The sequence below is a fragment of the Ruegeria sp. AL2 genome, assembly GCF_056540845.1.
In genome coordinates this window covers 504465-518420 of record NZ_JBQFXM010000001.1, presented here as the reverse complement: position 1 = coordinate 518420, position 13956 = coordinate 504465, and the positions used below count along the sequence as shown (strand labels likewise).

Annotated in this window: 12 protein-coding genes and 1 tRNA gene; 5 read left to right on the top strand and 8 right to left on the bottom strand. The window is 56.5% G+C overall.

Annotated features, from left to right (window positions below; genetic code table 11):
* Window positions 1-6 precede the first annotated feature (6 nt).
* The gene (locus ACR0ID_RS02565; protein WP_480557875.1) at window positions 7-192 is read right to left on the bottom strand and encodes a hypothetical protein; all 186 of its coding nucleotides are present in this window, start codon (window positions 190-192) and stop codon (window positions 7-9) included.
* A gap of 135 nt (window positions 193-327) precedes the next feature.
* Between ACR0ID_RS02565 and ACR0ID_RS02560 the strand changes: the two genes are divergently transcribed.
* From ACR0ID_RS02560 to ACR0ID_RS02550, 3 genes are all read left to right on the top strand, one after another.
* Window positions 328-1350: a LacI family DNA-binding transcriptional regulator gene (locus ACR0ID_RS02560; RefSeq protein WP_480603571.1), complete on the top strand. Its 1023-nt coding sequence runs from the start codon at window positions 328-330 to the stop codon at window positions 1348-1350.
* Window positions 1351-1732: 382 nt separating this feature from the next.
* Window positions 1733-2953 carry an APC family permease gene (locus tag ACR0ID_RS02555; protein ID WP_480603569.1) on the top strand — a complete coding sequence of 407 codons (1221 nt, stop codon included), beginning with the start codon at window positions 1733-1735 and terminating at the stop codon, window positions 2951-2953.
* A 126-nt stretch (window positions 2954-3079) separates the two neighbouring features.
* The gene (locus ACR0ID_RS02550; RefSeq protein WP_480603567.1) at window positions 3080-4618 is read left to right on the top strand and encodes an MFS transporter; all 1539 of its coding nucleotides are present in this window, start codon (window positions 3080-3082) and stop codon (window positions 4616-4618) included.
* Here ACR0ID_RS02550 and ACR0ID_RS02545 read toward each other — a convergent pair whose 3' ends face one another.
* The 7 genes from ACR0ID_RS02545 to ACR0ID_RS02515 all read right to left on the bottom strand — a co-directional run bounded on the left by ACR0ID_RS02545 (window position 4619) and on the right by ACR0ID_RS02515 (window position 11947).
* On the bottom strand, window positions 4619-6211 hold the full coding sequence (locus ACR0ID_RS02545) for a trypsin-like peptidase domain-containing protein (protein WP_480493117.1): 1593 nt from the start codon (window positions 6209-6211) through the stop codon (window positions 4619-4621).
* A gap of 190 nt (window positions 6212-6401) precedes the next feature.
* Window positions 6402-6475: transfer RNA gene (locus ACR0ID_RS02540), tRNA-Gly, on the bottom strand.
* A 69-nt stretch (window positions 6476-6544) separates the two neighbouring features.
* Window positions 6545-7372 carry a polyphosphate kinase 2 family protein gene (locus ACR0ID_RS02535; RefSeq protein WP_480472879.1) on the bottom strand — a complete coding sequence of 276 codons (828 nt, stop codon included), beginning with the start codon at window positions 7370-7372 and terminating at the stop codon, window positions 6545-6547.
* 125 nt (window positions 7373-7497) lie between these two features.
* Window positions 7498-8553, bottom strand: a complete 1056-nt coding sequence (locus ACR0ID_RS02530; protein ID WP_480472881.1) for a methyltetrahydrofolate cobalamin methyltransferase — start codon at window positions 8551-8553, stop codon at window positions 7498-7500.
* Between the two features lie 9 nt (window positions 8554-8562).
* A complete protein-coding gene (locus ACR0ID_RS02525) occupies window positions 8563-9489 on the bottom strand; it encodes a methylenetetrahydrofolate reductase (RefSeq protein ID WP_480493115.1) in 927 nt (308 codons plus the stop codon).
* A gap of 25 nt (window positions 9490-9514) precedes the next feature.
* Window positions 9515-9811, bottom strand: coding sequence for a virulence factor (locus ACR0ID_RS02520; RefSeq protein WP_480493114.1), 297 nt, complete (start codon window positions 9809-9811; stop codon window positions 9515-9517).
* Window positions 9812-10060: 249 nt separating this feature from the next.
* Entirely contained in the window at window positions 10061-11947 is a 1887-nt protein-coding gene (locus ACR0ID_RS02515; protein ID WP_480493113.1) for a PhoX family protein, read from the bottom strand.
* A 178-nt stretch (window positions 11948-12125) separates the two neighbouring features.
* Between ACR0ID_RS02515 and ACR0ID_RS02510 the strand changes: the two genes are divergently transcribed.
* Complete coding sequence (locus tag ACR0ID_RS02510; protein WP_209503859.1) at window positions 12126-13238, top strand: Ppx/GppA phosphatase family protein; 1113 nt, start codon at window positions 12126-12128, stop codon at window positions 13236-13238.
* Window positions 13238-13954: an RlmE family RNA methyltransferase gene (locus ACR0ID_RS02505; RefSeq protein ID WP_480493112.1), complete on the top strand. Its 717-nt coding sequence runs from the start codon at window positions 13238-13240 to the stop codon at window positions 13952-13954. Before ACR0ID_RS02510 ends, ACR0ID_RS02505 begins: the two co-directional genes overlap by 1 nt.
* Window positions 13955-13956: the final 2 nt, after the last annotated feature.

The following is a 13956-nucleotide window of genomic DNA, read 5'->3' as shown; positions in this document are numbered from 1 at the left end:
TAAAGTTCAGCTGCCGTTCGTTGCGTTTCGGTCAGCTTCCTTTTTCAGAATTGCGACAACGAACAAAATCGACGCCGCGAACAGAACCAACATCTCTCCTACGTCGCCAAGAAACGCGCGGCCTGAGAAAGCACCCAAAGCAACGTTGGCGAAATAGATCGCGAAAACGACGATAGATGCAGCAAGGACCATTTCCGGGACTCCCTTTTCAGAATCGGCTCAACACCTTTGTAAGCGCTTACATCAATATTGCAAGCGCTTACATTGACCCTTTCATCATCTGAAAAATGCGATTAACTTAAGCCAACCAGAATTGAGAGTTCGAGAATGTCAAAACATCGGTCTGCTCCGACACTGGATGACGTTGCCAAGGCCGCGGGAGTTTCGACCGCGACAGTGTCCCGGTGTCTGAACAACCCGCAGCAAGTTGTTGAAGCAACGCGCAAGCGTGTCCTGTCGACGGTCGAAGAATTGGGGTACACGCCAAATTTCGCGGCCCGCGTGATGGCGGCCAAGCGGTCATTTACCATTGGCGCCATCATCCCAACCATGGAAAACGCTATATTCGCAAGGGGGTTGCAAGCGTTTCAGGAAGCGATACATCAGCGTGGCTACACATTGCTGGTCTCCAGTTCAGCCTATGAGCCCGAAGCGGAAAAGGATCAGATCCGAACATTGGTTGCACGGGGTGCAGACGGGCTGTTGCTGATCGGTCATGACAGGGACGCAGATATCTATGATTACCTGGACAGACGGAAAGTACCCGCGCTGGTAGCCTGGTCCTTTCTGCCGGACAAACCTGTGCCGTCCGTTGGGTTTGACAACCGCAAAGCCATGAAAGCGCTGGCAGACCAGATCATCAGACAGGGGCATACGCGTCTTGCGACGATATCGGGTATCAGTTCAGGCAATGACCGGGCGCGGCTTAGGATCGCAGGGATAAAAAGCGCCATGGCTGACCACGGCTTGCAGCCGGATGACCTAATGGTGATCGAAACCACCTATGAGTTCGAGAATGGCGCGACGGCGTTCAGGGATCTCATGGCGAGAGACACACCGCCGACCGCAGTTTTGTGCGGAAACGATGTTCTGGCTGTCGGCGCATTGAGACAGGCGCAAAAAATGGGGCTCCGAGTACCCGAAGACGTGTCGATTACCGGCTTTGACGACATCGAAATCGCGCGCATTGTCAGCCCTGCCCTGACAACGGTTCACGTGCCCCACCGTGAAATGGGTCAAAAAGCTGCGCAGGAGTTGATACGGATGATCGAAACGAACTCTGCAGGCCAGTCTTTGGAACTTTCGACCTATTTGGTCACCCGAGACTCCTTGCTTGGCCGCATACCCTAACGCTCAGAAAGGTCGGCGATTTATCCCCGAGTTCATTGCGTGTGAAAGGTGCACCGTTCTACGATTCAGTATGACGATCCGCTTTCATTGACCTGAATCAAGGCACGCAATACGACCACATAGTGAAGTACGAATATATCAACGGGCCCGACGCTCACCTGCCTGACCCCAAGCAAATTTACCGGTGATCAGTATTTCAACGGTGCGAAGGTTTCACTCCACGGGCGCGGCAAATGCGAGGTGCACTCTTCTGCCGACTACGCTCTGGCTTCTCGGGACCAAACGCACGTCAGTCACTCATATGATCGAGGCAACGGGACCAAGCAGAGAAACTTTAATGCCAACCCAAGACACGCAACGCATTCCAATTGGCGGATAGATGATGTCCATCGTTGAACAAAATACACCAAAGCTGCGACGGGCGCTGACTACCCCGCTGCTCACGCTCTATGGGCTTGGGGTAACCGTCGGCGCTGGAATATACGTGCTTGTTGGTGCGACGGCCGGGATTGCGGGCCCATTTGCCGCTGTTTCGTTCCTGATTGCCGCGCTTGTTGTTGCGCTGACTGCCCTGTCCTACGCAGAACTGGCAACCCGATATCCTGTGAGTGCGGGTGAAGCCGCTTATGTCGAAGCAGGGTTTCAGAAAAGCTGGATGGCCGTGCTGGTCGGTCTCGCCGTGGCCGCCTCGGGCATCATCTCGGCCTCGGCCGTGGCTATCGGGGCCGCGTCGTACCTTCAAACGCTTACAGGTTTAGGCATTTCAAGTCTGACAATCGGTGTAGTTCTGGTCATGGGGCTGATCGCCCTATGGGGGATCACGCAGTCGGTAATGGTGGCGGCAGTCATTACCATCATAGAAATCAGCGGGCTACTCGTCGTTATTGGTTGGGGCCTGTCCCTTCCTGAGCCTCAGGGCTATGCGCTCACCCAGATGGTTCCCGGGCTGGACCCAAACGCCTGGAGAGGGATATTGGCCGCTTCGCTTCTGGCGTTTTTCGCCTTTGTGGGTTTCGAGGACATGGCGAATGTCGCTGAAGAAGTTAAAGACCCCGCCGGAACAATCCCGAAAGCGATCCTGTTGACGCTTATTCTGGCTACGGTCTTGTATCTTGGTACGTCCATGACTGTTCTGTATGTGGTGCCGATCGATGTCCTTTCGACGTCCGCCGCGCCGCTGGCCCTGATTTTTACGGACGCGCCCGATGTTATCCAGCAGGGGTTTTCAGCCATTGCCATCGTTGCGACGATCAATGGTGTTCTGATCCAGATGATCATGGCATCCCGCGTGATTTACGGGCTCGCGGATCGGGATCATTTGCCAAAGTTTCTGGCTAAGGTATCTCAGGTCACTCAGACGCCAACGGTAGCGACAATCATGGTCACGGCGATAATCCTGTTGCTGACCCAAACGCTTCCAATCGCCATTCTGGCCGAGCGGACGTCGCAAATTGTTCTGGGAGTCTTTGTGCTGGTCAATCTGTCACTGATCCTTTTGAAGACCCGGGCTGAAACCGATGAACCGCAGTTCCGCGTGCCGCTTGTTGTTCCCCTCTTTGGGGTGGTGACCAGTTTGTTGCTTTTTGCGTCCGCATTTCTGTAACCCTGTGTCATTAGGTCAAGGAAATCCTGCGATGCGATTTACGTGAACATGACCACTGACCAGCCTTCTACAAGAGTGCGGCTTTCTGCATGGTGGCATAGAACCTTTGTTGATCTGGCCCGACAGATGCAATGGTCCTACCTGCCACCGCTCATGGTCTATTTTGCCGCCGGTGTTTCTGGTCTGACATCGGTCGTCGGTGCCTTCTTTCTTAAGGACTACCTTAACCTATCCGCATCCTTTGTTGCCGGGCTGGCGTTTTGGGCCGGGCTTCCCTGGATCCTGAAAATGCCGCTGGGTCATATTGTTGATCTGTTTTGGCGGTGGAAGTCATTGCTGATCCTATTGGGGGCAACCCTGATCACCTTGTCCCTGCTCACCATGTACGGGCTTGTAGCCTTTCCCGGACATATGGCTGATGTCATGCCGCTGGAACATTGGTACATCATTGCCCTGCTCTTGGCGCCTTCCGGCTATGCCATTCAGGATGTTGTCGCCGACGCGATGACAGTCGAAGCCGTTCCAAAGATCAATCCCGACGGGCAGCCGTTTTCGCCCGAGGAAACCCGTGCACAGCATACAACTATGCAAACACTGGGCAGGATCGCCATTTTCTCCGGTTTTGCAGCCGTTGCCGCGGTCAATATCTGGGTGTTCTCGGGAACCGAGGGCATGCAGAAATCAGACCGCCTTGCATTGTATGGCAACGTCTACCTGATCGCGCTTGTCATTCCACTGCTGTCCGTCAGCGGTGTGGTTTTGCACGGTTTGATACAGCGTCAACGTCTTCGCCAAGGTCATCCCCCTCATACCCATGACGAAACCACCGAGGTCAAATGGCCGATCCTGCTGGGCGGTCTCGCCTTTGTTGTATTGAGTATCGTGTTAGGAACATCGAATTTCCAACTCGCCCAGGAAACTATTTTTGCAGTCTCTCTGAGTGTGATCTTGTACCTGATGTCACGCTTGGTGAAGGAACTGAACCCAAATCAGGCAAAGGCCCTGATTGGTACGGCGATAATCATTTTCGTGTTTCGTGCGGTTCCTCTGCCCGGGTCGGGGTTGACCTGGTTCGAAATCGACGAGTTGGGGTTTGACGAGCAGTTCCTGGCAATCCTGGCGCTTCTGACGTCCCTGCTTGCATTGGTGGGGCTCATCGTCCTGAGACCGTTTATGGCCAACCGCTCGATTGCGCAGGTCGTCATCATTTTGACCATCGCGTCGGGGGTCCTTGCCCTGCCCAACCTAGCGCTGTATTACGGCGTGCATGAATGGACATCTGCGCATACCGGCGGGATCGTAGACGCAAGGTTCATCGCAGTCCTCGACACCGCAGTTGAATCTCCGCTGGGTCAAATCGCGATGGTTCCGATGCTGGCCTGGATCGCACGTAATGCTCCTGTGCATCTGAAGGCAACTTTCTTTGCCGTCATGGCATCATTCACCAACATGGCATTGTCGGCCAGCAGTTTGGCAACGAAATACCTGAACCAGATTTTCGTGGTGTCGCGCGCGGTAACCGACCCGGAAACCGGTGTCGTCACATCGATTGCCGATTACGGCCAACTTGGGCACCTGTTGATCGCCGTGGGCCTGATTTCTGTGATCGTTCCGTTGGTGGTCGTATTCCTTGTTCAAAAATCGCCGTTCCAGACCAACGACTGATTACTGGCTGACAGTTTCTCTCAGCAAGGTTTTCAGGTGCAAAACCGGAACCCCGATGTTCGAGCCCCCGAACTCTGGCAGGATCGCGGCGTTAATCGCGACCACCTCTCCCTTGCGGTTCAGGGCCGGCCCTCCGCTTCCTCCTGACGTTGTTTCCGCGTCATAAACGACTGCACCCGGGCTTGTCTGCGCCACAATTCCTCGGCTGGCGAGAGGTTGAACCTGGTTTTGCGCAGATAACCGTGCGGCGATCGTCCAGAAATTGACGGACCCGTCTTTTTCGAGCGTATTCAGAAATTCCGGCCCCGCCTGCGCAATTAATGATTTCAGGCCAGTAGGATACCCCAGCAGAAAGACTTCGTCACCGCTTCGTGGAAGATCTTCCGCCAGTGGCAATCCCAGCCCCTCGATACGGTTTGGATCAACCGACAAAAGTGCCAGATCAGCGGTTTCACTGAACCGGTCCAAAGTAGCCTCGATCGGATCGGTCTGACCTGGCAGATAGGCCAGCAACCGAAGCATCTCGGCCTCAAGACCTGCGTTTTTCAGTGCCTGAGCTTGGTCGCCGGATGTCCAGGGCAAGGCAACGTGGCGGTTGGTGGCCATCAGCGGCGTACCCTCCAGCAGAAATCCGGTGCCAGTGAACTGGAACTCCGCGGGCTCGCCTGTTGCGTCCGGTTCGATCCAGGGTTGTCCGAAGGGTGTTTGCAACTTCTCTCCGTTCGGCCCCAACACGTGGCGCAGCAGTTTACCGCTTTCGATATGACGCAATCCGTAGGCGCCCTGAATGAAAGCCACGGATTGAGTAGAGGCGGTGATGACCCGCGTAGACGCCCCCGCGCGTTGTTCAAGGGTACCCAACCGCTGCTCGGTTGATATCAGCTGGTTCTGAAAGGCTTCCCTCAACGCCACAAGGTCTTCGGGGGTTAGAACATCTTCCCGCGTCTGGCTAAGCATGGTCGCCACAGCTTCAATCTTGCGAGCTTCCTGTTGCAGGCTGTCGGCCAGTCTCCGGTCGTTTTGATAAAGCAGGAACAGCAGACCTGCGATCAGCGCAATCGCGGCTACTACCGTAATCCTGAAGAACATAGTGGTTTGAGAAACAAGCCTTCGCCCACTCTCACGCAGCGCACCCGACATTCTTTGGGCAAAGGGTCGGCGACTTGACCGCGCATAGGCATAGGCGTCGCTCAGGATATCCTCGACCGTATGACGAATGGGAAACCTCTGAGTACATATGCGGTATCGGGAGATCGGGCCCAATTCGCCAAACTCGATCATGTCGCCGTGTTTCAGCGTTGCCGACACAATCTTGTGGCCATTGACCCAGATGTCTTGCCCTGCCAGCGCGTTGAGCACATAGCCCCCCTCGGTCCACTGAAGCGTTGCGATATCTTCGTCATGGGGCGGTGTGTTGTCTTTCAGGCGTAGGCCTAGCGCACGGCCTTCGCCAACAGAAACAGTCAATGCGCTGTCGACAAGCCAGGAAACCGTTCCACGGGACGGGCCGGTCAGGCTCTCCAGAAAGGCATGAACATCACCTGCGCAAGGCTCTTGGGGTGTTCTCGTGCCGGTCTGATCAATTTCCCGCATAGTTGGGCTCTGCTCAACAGTGATGGGGTCACTCTATCATAAGACGCCCGGAATCCTACTAATCGCAAGGGGGATGCCCCAAACCGGGACTATCTACAGGCATAAATCAATTTGGTGGAACGTCCCGAAAAGACCCCCATGCCTGCCAGAGCAGGCCTTCACCGGAAATCGCCGTCTGACCTGAGAGTTCTGGAGCGGGTAGCGGGAATCGAACCCGCGCGTTCAGCTTGGGAAGCTGACAGGCTACCATTACATCATACCCGCCGCACCTCTGAGATATAACCAGAGTTCCCTGACGCGCAAGCCGGATCGTTTCAGCTCGCCCGGAAAACATCACTCAGTCCGCGCACGAAGACTGTCGATCAGCGAGTCTTCAACATCCAAAGCCTGGATGGCCGCCTCAAGCGTACGGCTGTCCAGATGTTGCGGGTTCAGATCGACCCCTGCTGAAAACGCTTTGACAATGGCCTTCATGGCGCTGATGCGCGCATATCTTTTGTTATTGGCCGGTATTACGTGCCACGGCGCCAGATCGGTTGACGTCCGGGCCAGCATTTCATCCACGGCGACCTCGGTAACATCCCATTTCTCGCGATTCCGGAAATCCTCGTATGTCAGCTTCCAGCGCTTCAACGGGTTTCTGAGCCGTTCTGTAAACCGCTGCATCTGTTCATCTTCAGAGATGTGGAAGAACAGCTTGACGATCCGGGCACCATCGTCGACCAGCATGCGTTCGAAATCATTGATTTCCTGATAGGCAGCGCGCCAGCGCGTTTCCGGGGTCAGGTTCTCGATCCGCTCAACCAACACGCGCCCGTACCAGCTGCGGTCAAATGCTGATATCGCACCGGACGGTGGCAAACGTTCCCAAAACCGCAGCAGGTAATGCCGGTTGAGGTAGTAGTTCCGGGGTGCCCCAATTGGCCAGACCTTAAAGCTGCGCGGGTCCAGAGCTTGGCTGATCCTGCGAATGGTTCCCCCCTTGCCTGCCGCATCCCAACCCTCGAACACCAGCACACCCTTTAGCCCGTGAAACAGATAAGCTTGCTGAATCCTGGCCAGTTTGGCCTGAAGATCAATCAGTTGCTCGAAATACTCCTTTTTGCCCAACCGCTTGGTCAGATCCGCTTCTGAGAGTTTCGGGGGGTGATGTTTGCTCATCGTGCCACCTGATCGTTGCGTCCCGGATCAGGATATCCTGAACCATTACGCAAAATCGACATTGATCAGGGTCAAACGAAAAGGCCGGGCGCAGTGCCCGGCCTTAGCTGTCTTTGTTGATGCAATCAGGCGCGGCGACGACGGCCACCGCCGCGACGACCACTGGCTGCGCCACCAGCCTCGTCAGGTGATTTGTTGAACCGGATCCATTCCCCACCATGCGGGTCGTTGTTTGTCAGCAGGTTGGCGGCGCGGATGGCCTCCATCTCTTTACCGGCGCGCGGCTTGGTGGAGCCCAGGCCGAACATCTGAACAAACGCCTCGTCATCCATACCTTCTGGCAGAATGATGCCAGCTGCGGCAAGGGCTTCTTTTTTCTCAGCAATTTTTGCCTGCGTTACTGGCAGAGCCACCGGGTTCATAATCGCCGAGGTCATGCCGGCACCCATTGCCATCGGCAGGAAGGCATTGTTGATGCCGTGGCGGTTCGGCAGGCCGAACGAGATGTTGGATGCACCACAGGTGGTGTTCACGCCCAGTTCCTCGCGCAGGCGGCGAACCAGAGCAAACACCTGCTGACCAGCTGTTGCCATCGCGCCAATCGGCATGACCAGCGGGTCAACAACGATGTCATGCGCGGGGATTCCGAAATCGGCAGCACGCTGAACGATCTTTTTGGCCACTTCGAAACGGACATCGGGGTCTTCCGAGATGCCCGTGTCGTCGTTCGAGATTGCCACAACAGGAACATTGTATTTTTTGACCAGCGGCAGAACCAGTTCCAGACGCTCTTCCTCACCTGTGACCGAGTTCAGCAGAGGGCGACCTTCCGCCGCCTCAAGACCCGCTTCCAGAGCACCGGGAACCGACGAGTCGATACACAACGGAACTTCAACCAGACCCTGCACCAGCTCAACGATCTTGCGCATCAATGGCGGTTCGGTTTCATTCGGGTTGGGGTTCGAGTTGTAGACGACGCCCGCGTTGATATCCAGAACGGTCGCGCCCGCCATCACCTGCGCCAGCGCATCCTTCTCGACGGTCGAGAAATCGCCTGCTTCCAGTTCGGCCGCCAGCTTTTTCCGACCGGTCGGGTTGATCCGCTCTCCGATCACGCAGAACGGTTCATCAAAGCCCAGAACGGCAGTTTTTGTTTTTGATTCTAAGACTGTACGGGTCATGTCCGTTCCTTAGGAGTTTGCAGGCTGCGCCGAGGCACCGCCATTATTGATCGCCCAGTTGGCGTTGGTTTTGATCCCGCCCAGCGGGAAGAAGTGCACGTTGGTGATGTTGAAATCCGGGTTGGCCGCTTTGTAGTTGGCCAATTCAGTCACAACATCGTTCGGTTCATAGGGCAACAGAAGCTTCGACACATCCATGGCACGCTTTTGCAGAACTTTCAGCGACGGGCCGACGCCGCAAGCAATTGCGAACTTGATCAGGGTCTGCAGTTTGGCCGGACCGGCGATACCAATGTGGATGGGCAGGTCGATACCTGCCTCTTTCAGACCATCCGCCCAGGCGATGATCGGCTTGGCATCGAAGGCAAACTGAGTTGCCAGGGCCATCTCGGCATCCGTGGTTTCGTTGAATTTCTGTTTCCAGCGCAGGGCGTCATCGACGTTCTTGGTGGACCCATCGGGATCGATGTCCTTGTTACCCTCGGGGTGACCGGCAACATGAAGACGCTTGAACCCTGCCTTGTCGAACAGACCGGTTTCCATCAGCTGCATGGAACTGTCGAAATCGCCATGCGGTTTTGTCACACCACCGGCCAGCAACAGCGCCTGCTCGACGCCCGCCTCGCCCTGGTACATCGAGATCCAGTTTTCCAACGTCGCCGCATCTTTGATGATCCGCGCCGGGAAGTGGGGCATGACAGGATAGCCTTCGGCCGCAATCCGCTTGGCTGTCTTGACCATGTCTTCAATCGGGGTGCCTTCGATATGGGCAATGTAGACGCGTGTGCCTTCGGGCAGCAGCGCGCGGAAATCCTCGACCTTTTCGGCGGTCCGCGGCATGACCTCGATCGAATAGCCTTGCAGGAAGGCTTCGACAGTCGGGTTCACAGGGCTGTTTTCGACCACATCACGTTTCTTGAAGTTCAGCAAAGCCATTGAGGCCTCCCATTAAGATCCGGGCTTATGCCCAACCGTCATTTGCGATCAGCGCTTTAATGCGGTCCTGATCGTATTCCTTTTCCAGACGCAGGGCCTCGGCCTCGGCTACTTCTGCCGGGTCGCCATCAACCACAAAAGGCTCGGCCTTGCGCCATTCAGCCAGATAGGCATCACTGTCCTTTGCGTTTACCTTCATGGCGGCGCGGTCGATGGCTTGCTCGAACCGTTCTTCCAGTTGCCGCTTCGCGCCGCGACGGCCTTTGCCGACGATGACCTGAGCGGGAATGTCGCGCCAGTACACGATGGTGACGTCAGGCATTACTGTGATTCCTCCTAACCCGATGGGCCGGTTCTAAACTTCAATGTGGGGATTGGTCGGTCGGTTTTCGACACCCGGCGCTTTTCAAGCGACGTTTTCGCCCACGGTGGCGTGGCGGGGTTTTAACCCGTCTCGCGGCAAAAACGCATACCAAAATTCTCATTGTCACTATGAGAGCATTGCATAATGAACAAAAAGCCCCGGACGGCATGACCCGCCCGAGGCTTGTTTCAACGCGTCTTGCCAAGGTTAACCGACCAACCCACCGTCTTCACGAGTAACCGCAATGATGGCTGAACGTGGAACCGAGTTACCACCGTCGGGCCAGTGGCTATTACCGTCTTCACCGGGGTGTTGAATACCAACAAACATGGTGCGGCGATCCGGCGACCAGCTGAGCCCAGTGATCTCACACTCGTTCGGGCCAACCAGAAAACGACGGATTTCACCGGTAACCGGGTCGCCTGCCAGCATCTGGTTGTTCCCCTGCCCTTCGAAGTCGCCCTCGTTGCTGTATTTGCCGTCGGTCTGGATCCACAGCAGGCCGTTGCTGTCAAACTTCAGACCGTCGGGCGAGTTGAACATGTTGTCGGCGTTGACATTGTCCGAACCGCCATACGCATCCTGATGCACGGTCGGGTTTCCGGCCAGTACATACAGGTCCCATTCGAAACCCGATGCGCCATGGTCTCCGCCTTCAGGGCGCCAGCGCACGATCTGACCGTATTTGTTCGCCTCGCGCGGATTCGGCCCGTTGACCGAAGTGTCGTCGCCACCGGCATTCGGTTTCACACCGCGGTTCTTGTTGTTGGTCAGGCAGCAATAGACCTCGGGCGCGTTCGGGTTGGCCGCAACCCATTCCGGGCGGTCCATGGTGGTCGCGCCAACAGCCGATGCTGCTTGCCGCGTATGGATGCAGATTTCGGCCTGCGACGTCATACCAGTTGTTTCGGGGGTCAGGTCCAGCCACTCACCAGTCCCGTCGTCGTTGAACTTTGCAACCGACAACGTACCGTTCTCAAGCAGCGCATGCGTGTCCACCCCAGCGGCATAAAAACCTTCCGAGACAAAGCGGTACAGGAACTCGCCCCGTTCATCATCACCCATGTAGACAACGACACGACCGTCATTGTTCACAATGGCCTCGGCGTTTTCGTGCTTGAACCGACCGAGCGCGGTCAGCTTACGAGGGGTCGAGGTTGGCTCGGTCGGATTGATTTCGACAACATAGCCTGCGCGGTTCGGCTCGTTAGGGTTTTTCGAGACGTCGAAACGCTCGTCAATTCCGGCCCATCCGTATCCCCAGTCCTTGGACGAAACGCCGTAGCGCTGAAGTTCGGCGCTGACCTCATGGTTTTCGTCCTCAGTCGAGAAGTAACCATTGAAATTCTCTTCACAGGCCAAATACGTCCCCCATGGGGTCATGCCATTACCACAGTTGTTCCAGGTGCCTTTACAGATGGTGCCTGTCGGATCGGCGGCAGTTTTCAGCAGATCATGGCCAGCGGCAGGCCCCGTCAATGACATGTCTGTCTGCGGCGTGATGCGGCGGTTATACGAGCTATCCTTGACGATGCCCCATTTGCCGTCGGTAACCGCAATCTCGACCACCGTCACACCATGCGCCATCATGCCTTTGGCGACATCGTCATCCGAGGCGGCTTTGGCGTCCGGGTTGTTGCCCCAAAGGATATCGCGATTGGTGTATTCGTTGTTCACGACCAGTAGAACGTGACCCTCGTGCAAAAACACATCCTGACCGTCGGTGTTATCACCAAATGCGCGCTCTTGGCTGGCAGCGGTTCCACGGGTGGCCGGATCAAATTCGGGCACATCAGACCAAAGCGGGTCGCCCCAGCGCACCATCACCTCGGCCTTGTAGCCCGGCGGCACGATGACGTCATCGGCAGTTGACGCTGGAATCGCCTCAAACGCAAATCGATCTGCGGCTGCGCGCGCACCAGTCGGAAGCAGCGACCCGCCCAAAGCCGTGAAACTTCCCACCGCCAATACGCCGCCCAGAAATCCACGACGTGACAGGGCACGTTCAACGACGCGGTCAAACTCACATTCCTCTGGGCGCGGGTTCACCATTTCATCGAATTCGTCAAAGGTCAGGACACGTTTATCTTTCATGGCAGGCTCCGTCTGCGGCTGATTGCGATCAAGAATCCCTCAACCGGGATCAAAGATCAAATCGCACCTCAGTATGAACGGCGTGTGACATCCAAGCCAAATTTGAAATGGAAATCGCTTGCACGTCGACGACGCCCCGCCTAGGGTCAAATCAACTCGAAAATCGGAGGGCGTTACGATGGCGCCCAAGCGTCCCAAAGGTGCGGGCGCGTTCCCGAAAGCGGTCGAAAGCCCCGCGCCGGCAAGACCCGATCCGGATGCCCTGTATGCGGCTCTGGATTTGGGAACAAATAGTTGCCGCATGTTGATAGCCCAGCCCAAGGGCAGCGGGTTTCATGTGGTTGACAGCTTCTCCAAGTCCGTGCAGCTGGGCGCGGGTCTGGAACGCACCGGACGTCTGTCGCGGGCGTCGATGGCACGCACCGTTCAGGCGCTGCGAATCTGTCAACAAAAGCTGAAGCGGAACAAAGTAAAACGGATGCGTCTGATCGCAACCGAGGCCTGCCGCCGCGCCAAGAATTCCCGCGAATTCATCCGACAGGTCAAACGCGAAACCGGACTGACGCTTGAAATCATCCAACCCGAAGAAGAAGCCCGTTTGGCGGTGATCTCCTGCGCCCCGCTGGTGTCCACCAAGACCGAACAGCTGTTGGTTGTCGATATTGGCGGCGGTTCGACCGAGCTGGTCTGGATCGACATTTCGTCCGTCCCTCGCCGTGACCGCCCGGCTGCGATCATGCGTTTGCACAACGGGTTTCACACGGTCGACAGCCCTTTTCCGGCTGCAAAAGTTGTAGACTGGATCAGCGTACCGCTGGGTGTTGCCACGTTGCGGGATCAGTTCAATGACGTCGAAAACGACGCCGCTCGCTTTGCATTGATGAGCTGGTTTTTCGAAGAAAACCTGGCCGATTTCGCACCTTACAAAGATGAACAGACCCGCGAAGGTTTTCAGATCGTCGGCACCAGCGGAACTGTCACAACGGTTGCGGCATCGCATCTTGGCCTGAAGCGCTATGACCGGACCAAGGTTGACGGGCTGCGTATGACCAGTGATCAGATTGACAAAGTGATACGCGGGTATTTAGAACTCGGCCCTCATGGGCGCCGCCGGGATCCTCGGATTGGTGAAGACCGGCAGGCCCTGATCATGTCCGGCTCGGCCATTTTGCAGGCATTGTTGCGCTGCTGGCCCACTGATCGCCTTTCCGTGGCAGATCGGGGGCTACGCGAGGGCCTGCTTTATGCACAGATGAGCGCGGACGGGGTACTGGAAGACGGACCGTTCTGATGGCGAAGACACCAACTGGCAAAAACAACTCGGGGCGCGGTCAGCGTGACCTGAAGGTAAAGGTAAAAACCGCACGTGGTCGCAAGCTGAGTTCGACCCGCTGGCTCGAACGACAGCTGAACGATCCCTATGTCAAGCGCGCCCAGACCGAAGGATATCGGGGGCGGGCCGCGTATAAGATCATGGAGCTAGACGACAAGTTCCGCTTTCTCGTACCCGGAGCACGGGTTGTTGATCTGGGGTGCGCGCCCGGTGGCTGGTGCCAGGTTGCAGTCAAACGCGTAAACGCGCTTGGCGAAAAGTCAGGGAAACGGATCGGAACCGTGCTGGGCATCGACCTGCAGGAAGTCGAACCGGTTGCGGGTGCCGATACTCATGTGCTGGACTTCATGGAGGATGACGCCGACCAGAAGGTCAAGGACTGGCTGGGTGGCAAAGCGGACGTGGTGATGTCGGACATGGCAGCGGCGTCCTCGGGTCACAAGCAGACCGACCATCTTCGGATCATCGCACTGTGTGAAACTGCGGCCCATTTCGCGTTTGACGTGCTGGAAGAAGGTGGCACATTCGTAGCCAAGGTTCTTGCCGGCGGTGCCGAGGGCGAATTGCAAAAACTTCTGAAGCAGAAATTTCAGAAAGTGGCGCACGTGAAACCGCCCGCATCCCGTTCCGACAGTTCGGAAAAATTCGTTGTTGCAACCGGGTTTCGCGGCTAAAC